17 protein-coding genes are annotated in these 18,218 nt (G+C 38.6%); 6 read left to right on the top strand and 11 right to left on the bottom strand.

Annotated features, from left to right (window positions below):
• Nucleotides 1-2: 2 nt before the first annotated feature.
• From B5F53_RS13765 to rpmH, 11 genes are all read right to left on the bottom strand, one after another.
• Nucleotides 3-866 (bottom strand): ABC transporter permease, encoded by an 864-nt coding sequence (locus B5F53_RS13765; RefSeq protein WP_087224377.1) that lies wholly within the window; start codon nt 864-866, stop codon nt 3-5.
• Nucleotides 850-1,878 (bottom strand): ABC transporter ATP-binding protein, encoded by a 1,029-nt coding sequence (locus B5F53_RS13760; protein WP_087224375.1) that lies wholly within the window; start codon nt 1,876-1,878, stop codon nt 850-852. The genes B5F53_RS13765 and B5F53_RS13760 overlap by 17 nt, the downstream gene beginning before the upstream one ends.
• 208 nt (nt 1,879-2,086) lie before the next feature.
• The gene (locus tag B5F53_RS13750; protein ID WP_087224371.1) at nt 2,087-2,725 is read right to left on the bottom strand and encodes a CatA-like O-acetyltransferase; all 639 of its coding nucleotides are present in this window, start codon (nt 2,723-2,725) and stop codon (nt 2,087-2,089) included.
• A gap of 30 nt (nt 2,726-2,755) precedes the next feature.
• Nucleotides 2,756-3,478, bottom strand: coding sequence for a 16S rRNA (guanine(527)-N(7))-methyltransferase RsmG (rsmG, locus tag B5F53_RS13745; RefSeq protein WP_242970325.1), 723 nt, complete (start codon nt 3,476-3,478; stop codon nt 2,756-2,758).
• Nucleotides 3,475-5,364 carry a tRNA uridine-5-carboxymethylaminomethyl(34) synthesis enzyme MnmG gene (gene mnmG / locus B5F53_RS13740; protein WP_087224369.1) on the bottom strand — a complete coding sequence of 630 codons (1,890 nt, stop codon included), beginning with the start codon at nt 5,362-5,364 and terminating at the stop codon, nt 3,475-3,477. The genes rsmG and mnmG overlap by 4 nt, the downstream gene beginning before the upstream one ends.
• Before the next feature lie 14 nt (nt 5,365-5,378).
• Complete coding sequence (gene mnmE / locus B5F53_RS13735) at nt 5,379-6,752, bottom strand: tRNA uridine-5-carboxymethylaminomethyl(34) synthesis GTPase MnmE (protein WP_087224367.1); 1,374 nt, start codon at nt 6,750-6,752, stop codon at nt 5,379-5,381.
• 310 nt (nt 6,753-7,062) lie between these two features.
• The gene (gene jag, locus B5F53_RS13730; protein ID WP_087224365.1) at nt 7,063-7,965 is read right to left on the bottom strand and encodes an RNA-binding cell elongation regulator Jag/EloR; all 903 of its coding nucleotides are present in this window, start codon (nt 7,963-7,965) and stop codon (nt 7,063-7,065) included.
• Nucleotides 7,966-7,989: 24 nt separating this feature from the next.
• Nucleotides 7,990-9,252 carry a YidC/Oxa1 family membrane protein insertase gene (locus B5F53_RS13725; protein WP_087224455.1) on the bottom strand — a complete coding sequence of 421 codons (1,263 nt, stop codon included), beginning with the start codon at nt 9,250-9,252 and terminating at the stop codon, nt 7,990-7,992.
• 63 nt (nt 9,253-9,315) lie between these two features.
• Nucleotides 9,316-9,528: a membrane protein insertion efficiency factor YidD gene (gene yidD / locus B5F53_RS13720; protein ID WP_204246941.1), complete on the bottom strand. Its 213-nt coding sequence runs from the start codon at nt 9,526-9,528 to the stop codon at nt 9,316-9,318.
• A complete protein-coding gene (rnpA, locus tag B5F53_RS13715; RefSeq protein WP_087224363.1) occupies nt 9,525-9,878 on the bottom strand; it encodes a ribonuclease P protein component in 354 nt (117 codons plus the stop codon). The genes yidD and rnpA overlap by 4 nt, the downstream gene beginning before the upstream one ends.
• A gap of 69 nt (nt 9,879-9,947) precedes the next feature.
• The gene (rpmH, locus tag B5F53_RS13710; protein WP_087224361.1) at nt 9,948-10,082 is read right to left on the bottom strand and encodes a 50S ribosomal protein L34; all 135 of its coding nucleotides are present in this window, start codon (nt 10,080-10,082) and stop codon (nt 9,948-9,950) included.
• Nucleotides 10,083-10,526: 444 nt separating this feature from the next.
• On the opposite strand from rpmH, the gene dnaA reads away from it, so the two are divergent.
• From dnaA to rsmA, 6 genes are all read left to right on the top strand, one after another.
• Nucleotides 10,527-11,876 carry a chromosomal replication initiator protein DnaA gene (dnaA, locus tag B5F53_RS13705; protein WP_087224359.1) on the top strand — a complete coding sequence of 450 codons (1,350 nt, stop codon included), beginning with the start codon at nt 10,527-10,529 and terminating at the stop codon, nt 11,874-11,876.
• Nucleotides 11,877-12,152: 276 nt separating this feature from the next.
• A complete protein-coding gene (gene dnaN, locus B5F53_RS13700) occupies nt 12,153-13,265 on the top strand; it encodes a DNA polymerase III subunit beta (RefSeq protein ID WP_087224357.1) in 1,113 nt (370 codons plus the stop codon).
• A 12-nt stretch (nt 13,266-13,277) separates the two neighbouring features.
• Complete coding sequence (locus tag B5F53_RS13695; protein ID WP_087224355.1) at nt 13,278-13,484, top strand: RNA-binding S4 domain-containing protein; 207 nt, start codon at nt 13,278-13,280, stop codon at nt 13,482-13,484.
• 4 nt (nt 13,485-13,488) lie between these two features.
• The gene (recF, locus tag B5F53_RS13690) at nt 13,489-14,586 is read left to right on the top strand and encodes a DNA replication/repair protein RecF (RefSeq protein WP_087224353.1); all 1,098 of its coding nucleotides are present in this window, start codon (nt 13,489-13,491) and stop codon (nt 14,584-14,586) included.
• Between the two features lie 220 nt (nt 14,587-14,806).
• Nucleotides 14,807-17,236: an ATP-binding protein gene (locus tag B5F53_RS13685; protein WP_087224351.1), complete on the top strand. Its 2,430-nt coding sequence runs from the start codon at nt 14,807-14,809 to the stop codon at nt 17,234-17,236.
• Nucleotides 17,237-17,254: 18 nt separating this feature from the next.
• The gene (rsmA, locus tag B5F53_RS13680; protein ID WP_087224349.1) at nt 17,255-18,133 is read left to right on the top strand and encodes a 16S rRNA (adenine(1518)-N(6)/adenine(1519)-N(6))-dimethyltransferase RsmA; all 879 of its coding nucleotides are present in this window, start codon (nt 17,255-17,257) and stop codon (nt 18,131-18,133) included.
• Nucleotides 18,134-18,218 lie beyond the last annotated feature (85 nt).

Here is an 18,218-nt window from a genome sequence, read left to right as displayed (position 1 = left end):
TCCTAATTCCAGCGTCTTTTTACTACAGACTGTATTGTCAGGAAAATACAAATCAGAATAATAGAAACAAAATAAATGATTCCTGTTATATCCAAAATGCCATTGGAAAAATTGCTGTAATGACTATTTATATCAAATATAGAAAGAAAACTTTGGATTGCTCCTTCAAAGATGCTGGATTTTACAAAATAAATGCATAATAATACCACTTCTCCAATCAGGCCAATAGTGACTGCAAGAAATCCGTTCTTAATCATTCCATAAATAATAAATGCCGCTGCTATTAATAAAACAGAAAAAGCAAGAAAACTTACAAATGCTTTCTGTGAGAAAAAGGAGGAAATCCCGTCCATAACATAAAAAAGAAACAGCACAACAAAGGTTAATACCGCCGCTATTACCTGACTTTCCGTAACGCTGGAAAGGAAAACTCCAATGGCAAGGTACGCACATCCCAGTAAATAAAATCCCAGAATTCCTGTATACGCAGTAGCATAAGATATATCTCCGTACTTTGACATGATCAGCGGATAGAAACTTAAAATCAAAACAGATATCAGGTACACGGTAATCAGCGCCAGATATTTTCCCCAGACAATGCTTCCCACAGATACCGGGGCTGTCAGTAACATCTGATCCGTCTTCTGCTTTCTCTCTTCTGCCATAATTTTCATTGTAAGAATGGGAACGGCTACAAGAAATACAAAGGTTACCGCACTTAATACCGCCTCAAATTTCGGATATGCCGATACCAGATTATAGGCGGTAAAATATATTCCTGCCAAAAGCAGAATAAAAAATATGAATAAATACCCAAGCATAGAAGTCAGATACCCTTTTAACTCTTTTTTATAGATCGCCGGCATTGTTCTCTTCCTCCTTATTCTCCTTTTTTTCCTTCCGGTTCATAAAGAATTTTCTTTTCTTCTCCTGAACCTCCGGTTCCTTATCCTCTGTTAATTCCAGGAATATATCTTCTAAGGATAAACGGGTCATATCCATTCTTAAAATAGGACATTTTATTTCCGCCATTTTATAAAAAACTTCTTCCCGAATATCCTGATCTTCTGATGATGTAAGTTTCAGAGATACCACAGACTCTGTTTCTGACGGAACTTCTTCTGTTTTCTCTACAGTTTCCAGAGAACCAACAGCGGAAAGGATTTTTTCTCTTTCTCCTTTAATCTCCAGACTTAAGGTTTTCTCTCCGTATGCCAGTTTACTTAAATTCTCCGGCGTATCGCCTGCTACCAGTTTTCCATGAGAGAGAATCAGCACATAATCGCAGACGGCGCTGACCTCAGACAAAATATGGGAACTTAATATAACCGTATGTTTTTCTTTTAATCCCTTAATTAAATCCCTTATTTCAATAATCTGTTTGGGATCCAGACCTACTGTCGGCTCATCCAGAATAATCAGTTCCGGATACCCTAAGATGGCCTGTGCAAGTCCTACCCTCTGGCGGTATCCTTTGGACAGGTTCTTTATAAGCCGCCCCTTCACGTCCTGTATTTTTACCAGTTCCATGACTTCTTCCATCATAGAATCTCTTTTTTCTTTTGGTATTTTCTTTAATTCCGCCGCAAATTTTAAATACTCCAGCACAGTCATATCAAAATATAAAGGCGGCTGTTCCGGAAGGTATCCTATACATTTCTTGGCTTTTTCCGGTTCTTCCAGGATGTTGTGTCCATCTATAATCACTTCTCCTTCGGTAGAAGCAATATAGCCGGTTATTATGTTCATTGTCGTAGACTTTCCCGCCCCATTTGGCCCGAGGAAGCCGTATATCTTTCCTTTTTCAATTTGAAAGGAAAGATTATCCACGGCCAGATGGTTCCCGTACTTTTTTACCAGGTTTCTTACTTCAAGCAATCTCATTCTCCTCCTTTTTCATGATTGGCGCTGCCTGTATCGGCAGCTGTATTTCCTTTACAGAAAAGACCATGCTTATTATTTTATTAAATAAATGTGATGGAAATGGGATTTTATTGTGTTTATTTTGTGAAACTGTCCGACAAAAAGGCACAAAAAAAGACTGCTTTTCAAACAGTCTTTTTATTTCCAACAACTCTTATTTCTCTTAATTCAATTCATCAATCAGCTCTTCCAGCTTTTTCACAAACTCTCCCACATAATAGCCGTCTATGAGCCTGTGGTTTACATCCAGAGTCATATTAATTTTATATTTTCCATCCTGTTCTGTGTATTTCCCCCATACCAGAATAGGCGTGGTATCATCTTTCAGATTCGGATCGTTATAGTCTCTTTCATTTGTACACACGGTCATATCCACCCAGGGAACGCAGGAGAAGATAATCTGAGGTTCTCCGGATCCTTCAAGGGCGTATACAGGCTGTGGATTGTTTTCACTTTCTGTTCTGGCCTTTTGAGCAAATTCCACTATATCTCCCTCACAGGGAAGGGTCACCATATGAAATACCGTTTCTCCTTTTCTCAGGTCAGTAAAGCAGGCAATTCTCCTGTCTGCTTTCATCAGTACGCCTTCCTGTATTTCCAGGAGAAATTCGTCCACAGAATTCATGGCTTTTGTGCAAAGATAAATCAGTGAATAATAAAAGGAGATATGATTGGCCCGTGTAAAGGCAAGAAGCTTTGACACCTCGATGTTAAAAGCTATACAATAGTGAGGTGTTGAACATTTGGAATAGAATTCGAAGTGATCTCTTCTTTCCCAGTTTTCCATCTGAACGATTTTCATATTTTTATTTACCTCCTTTTGATTTTCTGTTTATTTCAGCGGTTCTTTTGCGGGCATTCCGGCCTTTCTGGGATATTTTCCAGGGGTTTCTTTTCCCTTTTCAATCACTACCAGAGAACGTTCGATTTCCGTCTCCGGGAGGGTGAAATAGATAACATCTTTTATCTTTCCGCCCAGAATCTCAATGGCTTTCTCCGCTTCTTTTCTTTCGTTATCCACATTCCCCGACTTATAAGACACGAAGTATCCACCAACTTCCACATAGGGAAGGCAATATTCTGCTAAAGTTGCCAGATTGGCTACGGCGCGGGACACGCAGAGATCAAATTTTTCCCGGTAAGCAGGATTTTTTGCATAATCTTCTGCCCTTCCATGAAGGGTTTCCACTTTCTGAAGCTGATTCTCCCGGCAGACTTCCTCCAGAAAACCGATTCTCTTTTTCAGAGAGTCTAAAAGGCAGACTTCCAGATCCGGATAAGCAATCTTTAAAGGAATTCCGGGAAATCCGGCTCCCGTTCCCACATCTATTATCTTTTTTACCTTTTCCATGGATACAGCTTTACTCACAGCCAGACTGTCCAGGAAATGTTTTACAATTACTTCATCCAACTGGGTAATCCCTGTCAGATTCATATATTTATTGGTTTCCACCATTTGTTCATAAAAGCGGTAAAACTGTTCCGTCTGTTTTTCACTTAATTCAATATCAAAAAAGGCAGCTCCTTTTTTCAGTGCTTCAAGCTCTTTTCTCAATGTTTCTCCTCCTTTGTGTATTGTTCCATATAAATTAGTAATACAGAAATATCTGCAGGAGATACGCCCGAGATTCGGGATGCCTGACCGATGGATACCGGCTGGTATAATTCCAGCTTCTGCATTGCTTCAATACGAAGTCCCTTTATCTGCTTATAATCCAGATCTTCCGGTATTTTCCTGCTTTCCAGCTTCTTAAACTGTTCTACCTGCTTTAACTGCCGTTTGATGTAACCGTCATATTTTATATTGATGTTTACCTGTTCTTCCACATCCCAGGCCAGTTTTGGCCTTTCTTCATCAATGGGTTCCAGGGCTTTATAATTTAATTCCGGACGGCGGATTAATTCAGCCAGAGTGGTGCCGTTTTTTAATGGGGTACTTCCATAGGATTCCAGAAGTTTCTGAACCTTTTCATTTGCTCCGATATGCACATGTTCCACTCTTTTTATTTCTTTTTCTATGGCTTCTGTTTTTCTTAATACTTTTTCATAGGTTTCCTGGTCTATCAGACCGGCTTCATATCCCTTTTTCCGAAGTCTTATATCTGCGTTGTCCTGTCTTAACAGCAGTCTGTATTCCGCCCGGCTTGTCATCATCCGGTAAGGCTCATGATTTTCTTTGGTTACTAAATCGTCAATTAAAACGCCGATATAAGCCTCTGAACGATCCAGGGTCATCATCTCTTTTCCCTGTATTTTTAATGCTGCATTGATTCCCGCTACCAGTCCCTGGGCGGCTGCCTCTTCATATCCGGAACTTCCGTTAAACTGACCGGCGCTGAACAGCCCATTGATATTCTTAAACTCCAGCGTGGGATTTAACTGCCGGGGATTGATGCAGTCATATTCAATGGCATAGGCGTTTCTTACTATGGTTGCGTTTTCCAGTCCGGGGACAGAATGATACATCTGATCCTGAACGTCTTCCGGAAGGGAGCTGGACATTCCGCCCACATACATTTCATTGGTATATAGTCCTTCCGGCTCGATAAATACCTGATGGCGGTTCTTATCGGCAAACCGCACCACCTTATCTTCAATGGAGGGACAATATCTGGGGCCTGTCCCTTCAATCATTCCGGAATATAAAGGAGAACGATCCAGATTGTTTCTGATAATTTCATGGGTTTTCTCGTTCGTATAGGTCAGCCAGCAGGAAACCTGATCAATCTGAATGGTTTCCGGATCTGTAGAAAAGGAAAAGGGCACAATTCGCTTATCTCCAAATTGTTCCTCCATCTTACTGTAATCTATGGTTTTTCCGTCGATTCTGGCAGGAGTTCCTGTTTTAAAACGGAACATTTCGATTCCAAGGCTTTTTAAGGAATCCGTCAGATAATTGGCTGCCTGCAGGCCATTGGGGCCTGTATAATTGCTTACATCTCCGTAAATGCAGCGTGCCTTTAAATAAGTCCCGGTGCAGAGAATCACGGCCTTACAGTAATAAACTGCATTGGAAAAAGTCTTTACTCCTGTGATTTTTCCGTCTTCCACCAATAGTTCTGTGATTTCTCCCTGTTTGATAGTAAGATTCGGAGTGTTTTCCAGAGTCTTTCTCATTTCTGTGCTGTATGCCTGTTTATCTGCCTGTGCTCTTAAAGAATGAACCGCCGGGCCTTTTGACTGATTTAACATTTTAGACTGGATAAATGTTTTATCAATATTTTTGCCCATTTCTCCTCCAAGGGCATCTACTTCTTTTACTAAATGTCCTTTTGAACTTCCGCCGATATTGGGATTACAGGGCATTAATGCAATACTGTCCACACTGACGGTAAACATGATGGTATCCAGCCCGAGTCTTGCTCCTGCAAGAGCTGCCTCGCATCCTGCATGGCCGGCTCCAATGACCACAATATCACAGTTTTTGATAAGCTGATTCATGCTTTCCTTCCTTTCTATTTACCTGTACAAAACTTGCTGAAAATTTCATTTACCAGATCTTCACCCAGAGATTCTCCTAAAATTTTGCCCAGGGATTCATAGGCATTCATTAAATCTATGGAGTAAAAGTCTTCGGGCATTCCCATTTCAATACTGTTTTCCACCAGTTCCAGACTGCTGAGGGCTTCTTCCAGAGCAGCTTTATGACGGGCATTTGTGATATAAACTTCGTCGTTAAAGGATATCTCTCCTGAAAAAAACATGTTTTTAATCTGTTTTCCCAGTTCTTCCATTCCTGTTTCTTCTTTTGCGGATATGGGGATTACCGGATGCTTTATGGATTCTCTGATCTGTTCCTGAGAAATTGCTGCCTTTAAATCAGTTTTATTATAAAGGACAATGCACTTTTTGTCTTCCAGCATTTTCATAATATCTTCATCATTTTCATCCAGGGGCATGGAGGAGTCTACCACATATAAAATCAAATCCGCGTCTTTTGCTGTTTCCCTGGCTTTTCCCACTCCTATCTGTTCCACAATATCTTCTGTTGAACGGATTCCTGCCGTATCAATCAGCTTTAAAGAGATTCCCTCCAGGGTGATATATTCTTCCAGTATATCCCGGGTAGTTCCTGCAATATTGGTGACAATGGCCTTATTCTCCCCTATCAGCATATTTAAAAGAGAGGATTTTCCTGCGTTGGGTTTTCCTAAAATTACAGTTTTAATTCCTTCTCTTATCATTTTGCCTTCCGAAGATTTTGCCAGTAAACGTTTGATTTGTTCTTTTTGTTTTTGTACTGCTTTTCCTAAGGTTTCTCCATATCCGTCTACGCTGATATGCTCCGGATCGTCTAAGGCGGACTCTATATAGGCAATATGATAGATAATTTCTTCCCGGATTCCTTTGATTGCTTTCAGTACAGAACCTCTGAGCTGGTTCATGGAACTTTTTAAGGCATATTCATTCTTTGCCTGGATTACGTCGATAACGGCTTCTGCCTGGGATAAATCAATTCTTCCGTTTAAGAATGCCCTCTTTGTAAATTCTCCGGGCTCTGCAATCTGCGCCCCGTTTTTTAATACGGTTTCCAGTACCCGGTTCATGGCGTATACGCCGCCATGGCAGTCGATTTCTACGGTATCTTCCCCGGTAAAAGTTCTGGGGGCTTTCATGATCATAACCAGTACTTCATCTATGACTTCTTCTTTATCATAAATGTATCCATAGTGAATCGTATGGGAAGGAACTTCTTTGATTTTCTTTTTTCCGCCTTTGGAACGATAGATTCTGGAAATCACATCCATGGCTTCTTTTCCGCTGATTCTTATGATTCCTATTCCGGATTCACTCATGGCAGTTGCAATGGCAGCGATTGTGGTATCCATAATTTCCTCCTCTCTCCAAGCCATGCAAGCTCGAAAACAGAGTTTTCTCGCTTTTTGGCTGGCTCTATATGCATAAACGAATTTCTCCTCCTCGCTCAAGCCATGCAAGCTCGAAAACAAAGTTTTCTCGCTTTTTGGCTGGCGCCAAATAGATAAGCGAGTTGATAGCCGGGTACGGAAATAAATTTCCGACCGTCTATCACTTCACTTATCTGCATGGCTTGTAGCTATAAAAAAATGTTACTCTGGGGGCGTGCACATGGGTTCATGTGTTATTCACGCTTTCACCTAGAATAACATTTCTTTATATTTACTGTCTCTTTAATTTTATTACTACATGGCGATAGGGTTCTTCTCCTTCGCTGATGGTTTCTACGAATTTATTGCTCTGTAAGGTTGAGTGTATGATTCTTCTTTCGTAGGGATTCATTGGCTCTAATACCACTGGTTTTCTGGTTTTTCTTACTTTATAGGCGATGCCTTTTGCCAGATTTTCCAGCGTTTCTTTTCTTCTTCTTCTGTAATCTTCTGTATCCAGTTTTACACGAATGTAGCTGTTTTTTCCTTTGTTTACTACAAGGCTTGTAAGATACTGAAGGGAATCCAGGGTCTGTCCCCGTTTTCCGATTAAGATTCCCATATCGTCGCCGTCAAAGTTGATTTCCAGACTTCCGTCGTTTGTATTATAGGAAGTTTTAATTTCCACATTTCCCAGATTCATGGCTTTAAATACGCCACAAAGGAATTCCTTTGCTGTTTCCTGAATCTGTTCGATTTCAGCCGGATCCTGTATTACTTCAATTGGTTTGGATACTTTTGCCGGTTTCTCTTTTGCAGCTTTTTCTTTTTTATTTTCTTCTTTTGAAGCTGCTTCTTTTCTTGGTGCTTTTGCCGGTCTGTTTGGTCTTTCTTTTCTGGGCTTTTTGTTTTCCGGTTTTTTCTCTTCTTTTACTTTAACTTCTTCTCTGACTGTTTTTACCAGTTCTTTTTCTTTTGCTATATCTTTTTCGATTTCTTTATACTCTTCTTCCAGCGCCGGTTCTTCTTTTCTTCTTGCTTTAATAATCGCCGGTTTGCTTCCGAATCCCAGAAATCCTGAACTTCCTTCGCTGATTACCACAATTTCAAGCTGATCACTGGATGTCTCCAGTTCTATTGCAGCTTTTGTAATCGCTTCACTCTTTGTTTTTGCTGATACCTGGATAAAATCCATCTTATCCCCTCCAATTCCTCGAAATTACTTTTTCTTCTTGTTTCTCTCATCAAAATCCCGAACCATGTTCGCCTTAGCCGTAATACTTCCGGGTTTTGCCTTTGAAGCATTTTTATATGCTTCTTCCAGTTTTTGATCATTCTTACCCTGATTTGGATTTATATTTCTTACATTCTGATGAGCCTGATTTGTTATTTTCTGAGGAGGTAAGCCTGCTTTCTCTCTCTTCTTCTCCAGTTTTTTCATATTCTCATCGATTAAATCCTGAAGATCGATCTTATTCATATGGCGGTTAATAATTAACTGCTGTATGGAACGTACAACCGAACCTGAAATCCAGTAAATACCAAGACCTACCGGGAAGGTGAAACAGAAAAATGCGGACATAAGCGGCATAACTGTATTCATCGTTCTCATAGAATTTGCCATGGTATTTTCTTTATCATTAGACTGCTGCGCAGTCGGCATCAGTTTAATATTAATCATCTGGGTTGCCCAGGATAATAACGGAACTAAAATTGCACAGACTGCAATTAAAATAGTTCCTGCAGCAATGGCAGTTTTAATTACTTCCCACGGCTGATCCGCAATATTTAACACGCCAAAAGTCTGCATCTTGGAAATCTCTGATGCAGTACTGTCAATAGCATTGGAAAATCCGGAAAATTCCTTAATATCTGCCAGTTTATCCCACTGGGACGGGGATAATGCATATAAGAAATCAATTACAGAATCACTGGACGCTTTTCCATTGTCTAATACAAGCTGAACTCTTGTGATTTTATTATCGCTTATAAAATCCTGTATAATATCTGTATAACCGTTTACACTTGTAATCTGTCCTACTACCGTAGTAAAGACTTCTTTTACGCTTCCTACATATGCAGGAATCTTATAAATAACCTGCCATAAGGACATCAGAATCGGGAACTGAATTAAAAGCTGCACACAGCTTCCTGTAGGAGAAACTCCATATTTCTGATAAACAAGCTGCATTTCCTCGTTCATTCTTAAACGGGAATCCTGATCTGTCTTTCCCTGGTATTTTTTCTGTATTTTCTGCAGCTCCGGCTGCATAACGGAACTCATTTTCGAAAATTTCTGCTGTTTAATCTGTAACGGTGTCATAAGTACATAAATAATAATCGTAAATATGATAATACATAAACCGATATTCTGAATTCCGAAGACACCATCCAGCACTCTGAATATTCCATCCATGATCCATCCCAGAATGGATGCAATCTGTCCTAAAATAGGAACTGAGCTTTTGGTTGCCACTATCATTTCAAACAACGTCGTATCCTCCTAAAGTTTCAAGCGCTCTTACGAAAACTTTTCATTTTTTAATTATGGTACCGGATCATACCCGCCTTTCGAAAAAGGATTACATCTTAAAATTCTCCAGACGGCCAGCAATCCCCCTTTTAACGCCCCGTATTTTTCAACCGCCTCTAATCCGTACTGCGAACAGGTAGGGATATAAGGACATTTTGTCGTTTTCATAGGGGAGATATATTTCTGATAAAATCGAATTAGTCTGATCAAACCTTTTTTTATCATTTTTCATCCGTCTTTCCGATTATCTGATGACGTTTTCCAAGATTCATAAGGGCTTTTTCCATTTCCCGATAATTTTTTCCTCTTGCGGAATTTCTTACAATTACTACAATATCAAATCCATCTCTCAGAAACTGCTCTTCATTTAAACGATAACTTTCTCTTATCAATCTGGTCAGTCTGTGACGTACAACACTGTTGCCTACTTTTTTGCTGACTGATATGCCCAATCGATTTCTGCTTACTTGATTTCTTAACATATACATGACCAAATAACGGTTCGCATAGGATGTTCCATTTTTATATACATTTTGAAAATCTTTATTCTTTTTTAAGGACTCTGCATATTTCATAGCATCCTCCTTCGCCAGTTTATTCCAGAAAAAATAATAAGAGAAGAAAAGACCACATAAATTGCGGTCTTATGCTGATAATTGCTTTCTTCCTTTTAATCTTCTGGCAGCTAATACTTTACGTCCGCCTTTTGTCTTCATTCTTGCACGAAAACCATGAACTTTTGATCTCTGTCTCTTCTTTGGCTGAAATGTCATTTTCATAGGTAGGGCACCTCCTTTATCTATCTATCTTACCATTATTTTTTTATTAGAACATCATTTCAATTATATGCATAAATACCATTTTCGTCAAGTATAAATTAGCAGCTTTTGCTGTATCTCACAGATTTCCCACAAAGTTTACGTAAGATTATCCACAAAATGTGGATAACTTGTGGATAACTTGTGGAATACCTGTCAAAACATCCACTTTTTCTACACAATCCTATTAAAATTTCCTTATTTTATGCTTTTTCCTGGTTTTTTTGACTTATACACATTTTTTTCTTTTTATTTTAGATTATGGTAACTTTCCACATGATTAGGCATTGCGTAAACACCCGTTTTATTATAATATATATAAGGATAAGTATCTTTAGGGGGATGTTGCCCCTTTATTAAGTGACGCTTATTTTACCTTATAATTGGATCAGGAGAATAATTAGAATGAACGAGTTAACCGAAAAATGGGATGAAATCCTAAAGATAGTCAAAATTGAACACGATCTGTCCGATGTTTCTTTTAATACCTGGCTGAAACCTCTGAAACTGCATAAAGTAGAGGGAAATACTGTAACTGTAATAGTTCCTTCCGAGCAGCAAGTGGGATTAAACTACATTACCAAGCGTTATAAACTTCCTTTACAGGTTACTATCAGTGAAGTTATGGACATGGATGACTGTGAAGTGAAATTTATTCTGCCCGAAGAAATCAAAGAATCCCCCTCCATGCCATACAACCAGGATTCCCGCTCAGAAGAAGCCCATTTAAATCCCAAATATACCTTTGATACCTTTGTTGTGGGCAGCAACAACAAATTTGCCCATGCAGCTTCCCTGGCAGTGGCGGAATCTCCGGGAGAAATCTATAATCCTCTGTTTATTTACGGAGGCGTGGGACTGGGAAAAACACATTTAATGCATTCTGTGGCTCATTTTATTCTGGAACACAATAAAGACAGCAAAGTTCTTTATGTTACCAGTGAAGAATTTACCAACGAGCTGATTGAAGCAATCCGTAACGGCAACAATACAGCCATGACAAAATTCAGAGAAAAATATCGGAATATTGATGTCTTATTAGTTGACGACGTTCAGTTTATTATAGGAAAAGAATCAACACAGGAAGAATTTTTCCATACATTTAACTCTCTGCACAGTGCGAAAAAGCAGATAATCATATCATCTGATAAACCGCCGAAAGATATGGAAATTTTAGAGGATCGGATTCGTTCCCGTTTTGAATGGGGCCTTATTGCAGATATTTCATCTCCTGATTATGAAACCCGAATGGCAATTTTGCGGAAAAAAGAAGAAATGGACGGCTATAACATCAGTGAAGATGTTATCCGCTACATAGCTACCAATATTAAATCCAATATCCGGGAGCTGGAAGGCTCTTTAAATAAAGTAATGGCATTTGCAAACCTGGAAAAACGGGAAGTTACACTGGAACTGGCCGAGCAGGTGTTAAAAGACATTATTTCCCCTGATCAGCAGAAAGTAATTACACCGGAATATATCCTTTCGGTTGTGGCAGAACATTATGATGTAAGTACTGCAGATATTATAGGAAATAAAAGAAGTTCCAAAATCGTTATGCCAAGGCAGATTTGTATGTATTTATGCCGTTCCGTTATTGATCTTCCCCTGAAAAATATCGGAAAATTTTTAGGAAACCGGGATCATACCACAGTAATGCACGGTATTAATAAAATTGAACAGGAACTGGAGAAGTCGGATTCCATGAAAAACACCATTGATATACTCAAGAAAAAGATCAATCCACATAATTGATCAACTTGTCCACATTACTGGTGTATAAGATGTTTATTCTGTGTGAATAATTGTGTACAACTTACCTTATTATCTTCACGTTGATCTTTATACACACTTCATTCACAATTTTAATGATTCCGATTCACAAAGTTATCCCTCTTTGTTTTTTACGTAATATCAGGCTTTAAACAGGTTTTTCACATATTAACACCCCCTAAGACGGGTACTACGGATTCCTTATATATTTATTTTTAAAGAAAACCACTTTTTCTCAAGAAGGGAGTTATTCACATTATGAAAATCATTTGTTCCAAATCCAGTTTACTAAAAAGCGTAAACATTTCATTAAAAGCAGTACCATCCAAAACAACTATGCCGATCCTGGAATGTATTTTAATCGATGCGACTTCCAGTCAGATCAAATTTACTACCAATGATATGGAATTGGGAATCGAAACCATTGTAGACGGAACGATTTCTGAAAAAGGAATGATTGCCCTGGATGCAAAAATCTTTTATGAAATTATCAGGAGACTGCCGGATAATGATGTTACGATTTCTACAGATGAGAATTTCAATACAACAATTATCTGTGAGAAAGCAAAATTTAATATTCCCGGTAAATCAGGAGAAGACTTTGCTTACCTTCCGGTAATCGAAAGAGAGGAATCTATTACAATCTCACAATTTACATTAAAAGAGATGATCCGTCAGACGATTTTCTCTATTGCTGTAAATGAGAATAATAAATTAATGACAGGAGAGCTTTTTGAAATTAAAGATAACTTCCTGAAAGTGGTTTCTCTGGACGGCCATCGGATTGCTATCCGTAAAATGGAATTAAAGAGAGAATATTCTGACAGAAAGGTCATTGTACCGGGAAAAACATTAAATGAGATCAGTAAGATTTTATCCGGAGAAGTAGACAGCCAGGTAAGCATTTTCTTTACGGAGAATCATATTTTATTTGAATTTGATCAGACTATGGTGGTTTCCAGGCTGATTGAAGGAGAATATTTTAAAATTGATCAGATGCTTTCCAGTGATTATGAAACGAAGCTGCAGATTAATAAAAAAGAATTTTTAAATTGTATTGACCGTGCTACCTTATTAATTCGTGAAGGCGACAAACGCCCTATTATTATCAATATTACGGATACCAAAATGGAATTAAAAATAGATTCTGTTATGGGTTCTATGAATGAAGAAATTGATATAACCAAAGAAGGAAAAGATATATTAATCGGATTTAATCCCAAATTTTTAATTGACGCTTTAAAAGTAATTGATGATGAAATCATTACCATTTATCTGGTAAATCCGAAAGCGCCTTGTTTCATCAGAGATGACGAAGGTCTTTATACCTATCTGATTCTCCCGGTAAACTTCAATCAGTCAAGAGCATAAGAGAGAGGAAATATGGAAGTTAAAATTAAAGACGAATTTATTAAACTGGGCCAGCTTTTAAAACTGGCAGGCGTAGTGGAAGACGGTGTAGAGGCAAAATATGTGATTCAGGACGGCCTGGTTCTTGTAAATGGTGAAAGAGAAGAACGAAGAGGCAAAAAAATTTACGAGAATGACGTAGTTTCTTTCCGCGGAGAAGAAATTAAAGTAATCAGGTGAATCTATGTTTATTGAATCCTTACAACTTAAAAATTACAGAAATTATAAGTCCCTTGAAATAGAATTTGATCAAGGGACTAATATCTTATATGGGAATAATGCCCAGGGAAAGACAAATGTGCTGGAGGCCGTCTATTTATGCGGAACAACCAAATCCCACAGAGGCAGCAAAGATCGGGAGATCATTGCTTTTGAAGAAGAAGAATCTCATATTCGGATGAAAGTAAACCGGGACGGTCTTTCCTATAAAATTGATATGCATCTGAAAAGAAATAAGGCAAAAGGCGTGGCTATCAATGGAATTCCCATCCATAAGGCAAGCGAATTATTTGGAATTGTAAATTTTGTGTTTTTTTCTCCGGAAGATTTAAATATTATAAAAAATGGGCCGGCAGAAAGACGAAGATTTCTTGATTTTGAATTATGTCAACTGGATAAAATTTATCTGACGAATCTCTCTACTTATAACCATGTGATTCATCAGAGAAATAAACTTTTAAAAGATCTGGCATTTCGGCCGGAATTAATGGATACGTTAGAAATCTGGGATCTTCAGGCCGTTGATTATGGGAAAAAAATCATTAAAAAAAGAAAAGAGTTTATTGCAGACTTAAATGAGATCATTAAGGAAATACACAGCAGCCTTACGGGGGGCCAGGAGGAGATGCAGTTATTTTATGAGCCCTGTACAGAAGAAGAAAACCTGGAAGCAGAATTTATCAGAAACAGAGAGAAAGATTTAAAGGTAAGAACTACTTCCACGGGTCCTCACAGAGATGACCTGTGTGTTTCTGTCAATGGCATTGATATTAGGAAATACGGCTCCCAGGGACAGCAGAGAACGGCGGCTCTGTCTTTGAAACTGTCAGAAATCTTTCTGGTAGAAAAAAAGATCAAAGATTCTCCTGTTTTACTGCTGGATGATGTTTTATCAGAGTTGGATCGAAACAGGCAGAATTACTTATTAGACAGCATTCATAATATACAGACATTAGTTACTTGTACAGGATTGGATGACTTTATCAGCCATCAATTTGAAATGAATAAAGTCTTTCATGTGGTAAAGGGAACAATTGAATCCAATGGAAAAGTTTTACAATAACTATTCAGCCATGCGGCTGCTGATGGCAAAAAATACAACGCAAGCTTGCTTGCAGAGGAATTTTGCCATCAGCAGACATATGGCGTTTAGCCGTAATCGAGGATTCAGCCGCGTAAGCGGCGGTAGAGCAGCGGCAGCTGCGAGAATCCGAGATGCATGGCTGAATAGTTACGTTTTACAATAAGAGATAAGATTGTACTCTTGTCAAGTAAGAGCACCTATGATACACTTGGAATATCTATGGAAAGATGGTGATACATTGGATAAAGAAGAATTTCGGACAAAATTAGAAGAAATTAATAACCTGGTAGAAAAAAAAGATTACAAAGGAGCTCTTGATATAGTAGACAGCATTGAATGGAGACGGGTTAAGAGCATTCGTACACTTTGCAAAGTCGGTGAAATATACGCTGCCAATAAAAGGTATGAAGACAGTAAAGATATTTTACTGTTGGCTTACCATAAGGCGTCTATTGGAAAATCCATTCTCTATCGCTTAATTGAAGTGTGTCTGAGAATGGGAAACGTTCATGAAGCGGAAGAGTTTCTGGAGGAATTCAAAGAAAGCGCGCCCAACGATAATACCAGATACATTTTAGAATATAAAATCAGTAAAGCAAGAAAATCACCCATAGAAGAGCAGATTAAAATACTGGAAGACTATAAAGAAACAGAGTTTACTGAAAGATGGTCTTATGAGCTGGCCAGATTATATGAGCAGGCCGGAGAAAAAGATAAATGTATCGAAATCTGCAACGATCTGATTTTATGGTTCAGTGAAGGCAAATATGTAATGAAAGCCATGGAGTTAAAGATGAAGTTTGGAAAATTAACTCCTGCAGAGCATGAAAAATATAAAAAGCAGCTTATGCCTGAACTGAAAAAACCGGAACCAATCGAACACAAAAAAGAAGAGTCTGAAGAAAAAGAGGAAACAGAAAAGGAAGAAACTTCCTCTGATTCAGAAGAGACAGAAGAAAAAGAACAGCCTATAAACAGGGAAGATCGCCAGGCTGAAGATATTGTGACTCCTATTATGGAGACAACAGAAGCTTTCCAGGAAAAGATAGCCAATAGTATTAAAGAAATTTTTGGCAATAAACCTGCTACAGAGACAATCCATGAGAAAAACGTGGAAGAAGAGGCTGACGAACAGAGAACCATTAATAATACAGAAAACAGCCGGGAAATAATAGAAGACGTACCGGAACTGGAACCGGAAACAATAGAAGAGGCAGTAATTGAAAATGAGGAACCGCTGTCAGAACCGGAAGAGGTTACTGTAGAATCCGTACAGGAGGAACCGGTACAGGAAGAAACAGAATTATCTGATCTTGAGGAAGAACCAAAAGAACAGGAATCAGAAGAACCGGAAGAAGAAGAAGACGAGACAGAAAGTTCTGATGAGAAAAACGACGAAGTTTTCAATATGGAAGATTTGATTTTAGCTGCCACAACAGCCCAGGGGATTGAAGTTCCCATGGAAGAGGAATCTCCTAAATCAGAACCGGAAGAAGAGATTCAGAAAGAACCAGAAGAACCAGAAGAACCAGAAACAGAAGATCCTGAAGAAGCGAAAGAGAAAATACAGGAAGAAACTCTGGAATCCCTGGAAGAAAAGAGTTTGAAAGAGGATTCCACCATTGATCTGAAGAAAATTATAAGCAGGACATTTTCTGAAGAAGATGCAGAGAAACCTCAGACAGAAGAAAAACAGGAAATTGAAAAAAATCTGGAAACAGAGGAAAAAGAAGAAATTTTCCAGGAAGAAGCGCCTGTTGAAGAGAAACCGGAAGAGCTGAAAAGAATAACAGAGACAGAAGAAGAATTCCTTGATAACTATTTCAGAGCGGAAGAAAAACCAAAAGATGTGGAAACTATTATTCCAAGGGAAAAGAAACTGACGGAAGAAGAAGAGAAGATTTTCACCTATTTTGTTAAGATTCCGGGAATGAAGGAGCAGATTGCAGAAGCACTGTATGATGTGCAGATTTCTGCTTCGGATAAAACTTCCAAAGTAGGAAATGTAATTGTTATGGGAAACAAAGGATCCGGAAAGACCAGACTGATTGAATCTTTTGTTCCTGCTGTGTGCAAAGAATTACATATGGAAGCTGCAAAAGTAGCCTATGTTACCGCAGAGCAGATCAATGGAAAAGACGTAGCCAGAATTGTAGACAAGTTATCCGGCGGTTTCCTGGTAATTGAAGAAGCCAATAAAATGGAACCGGAAACAGTGGAACAATTAAACAAAGCTATGGAGTTTCGGACAGACGGACTGACTGTCATTATAGAAGATGAAAAAATAGGAATGAGAAAATTAATTGCAAAATATCCCAAGTTTGCAGAAAAGTTCACTTCTATGATTAATATTCCGGTATTTACCAACGACGAGCTTGTGAATTTTGCCAAAGTATATACGGCAGAGAATGGATATACCATTGATCAGATGGGAATGCTTGCCCTTTATAATCTGATTGGCGATAATCAGAAAGAAGATGAGCCAATGACAGTAGAAAGGGTAAAAGAACTGATTGACGCCGCCGTAGAGAAGGCAGACAGCGGAGCCAGAAAGCTGAAAAGAAATATTGCCAAGAAACGTACTGACGCGGAAGGCAATATCATCTTATACGAAAAAGATTTTAATTAAAGAAAAGGAAAAACGATTATGACCAAATCTTATCTTGTAAATCCAAAACATACCATTGATATTATAAAAAAGTATGATTTTGTTTTTCAGAAAAGATTTGGTCAGAATTTTCTGATTGATCCTCATGTGCTGGAAAAAATCATTCAGTCAGCCCGGATCACAAAGGAAGATTACGTGTTGGAAATAGGCCCGGGAATCGGAACAATGACACAGTATCTGGCAGAAGCGGCGGGAAAAGTCAGGGCGGTTGAAATTGATACTGCTCTGATTCCCATATTAGAAGAAACTTTAAAAGATTATTCCAATGTTTCCATTCTTCAGGGAGACATCTTAAAAGTAGATGTCAATCAGATGGTAGAAGAGGAAAATGAAGGAAAACCTATTAAAGTAGTTGCCAACCTGCCTTATTATATTACAACTCCTATTATAATGGGCCTGTTTGAAAAAAAGATTCCGCTGCAGTCCATTACCATCATGGTGCAGAAAGAAGTGGCACAGAGAATGCAGACAGGGCCCGGAAGCAAAGATTACGGCGCTTTGTCTCTGGCAGTTCAGTACTATGCAAAACCGGAGATTGTGGCAAATGTCCCGCCCAATTGTTTTATACCAAGACCAAAGGTAGGAAGCGCCGTGATTCGTTTGGAGAGACATCCCAGGCCGCCGGTAGAGGTATCCGATGAAGCCCTGATGTTTCGCCTGATTCGGGCGTCCTTTTCCCAGAGAAGGAAAACCCTGGTAAACAGTCTGAAAAACTCGCAGAATCTATCCTTATCCAGGGAAGAGATCGAAGAAGCATTAAATAAATGCGGGATTCCTCTTACCATAAGGGGAGAAGCGCTGGGGCTGGAAGAGTTTGCAAGATTAAGCAATTATATAAAAGAAAGCCAAAAAAAATAGAACGTCGACACGTTCTATTTTTTTATTTTATTTTTTATAAAGGAAGGAGAATCGATTGTTCTTACAATCGAAATATGAAAAAGAA

It is taken from the genome of Blautia sp. An249 (assembly GCF_002159835.1).
Classification (GTDB): Bacteria; Bacillota; Clostridia; order Lachnospirales; family Lachnospiraceae; genus Blautia_A; species Blautia_A avistercoris.
Note: the sequence above shows the minus strand (reverse complement) of the source record. Positions and strands in the feature narration are given on the sequence as shown.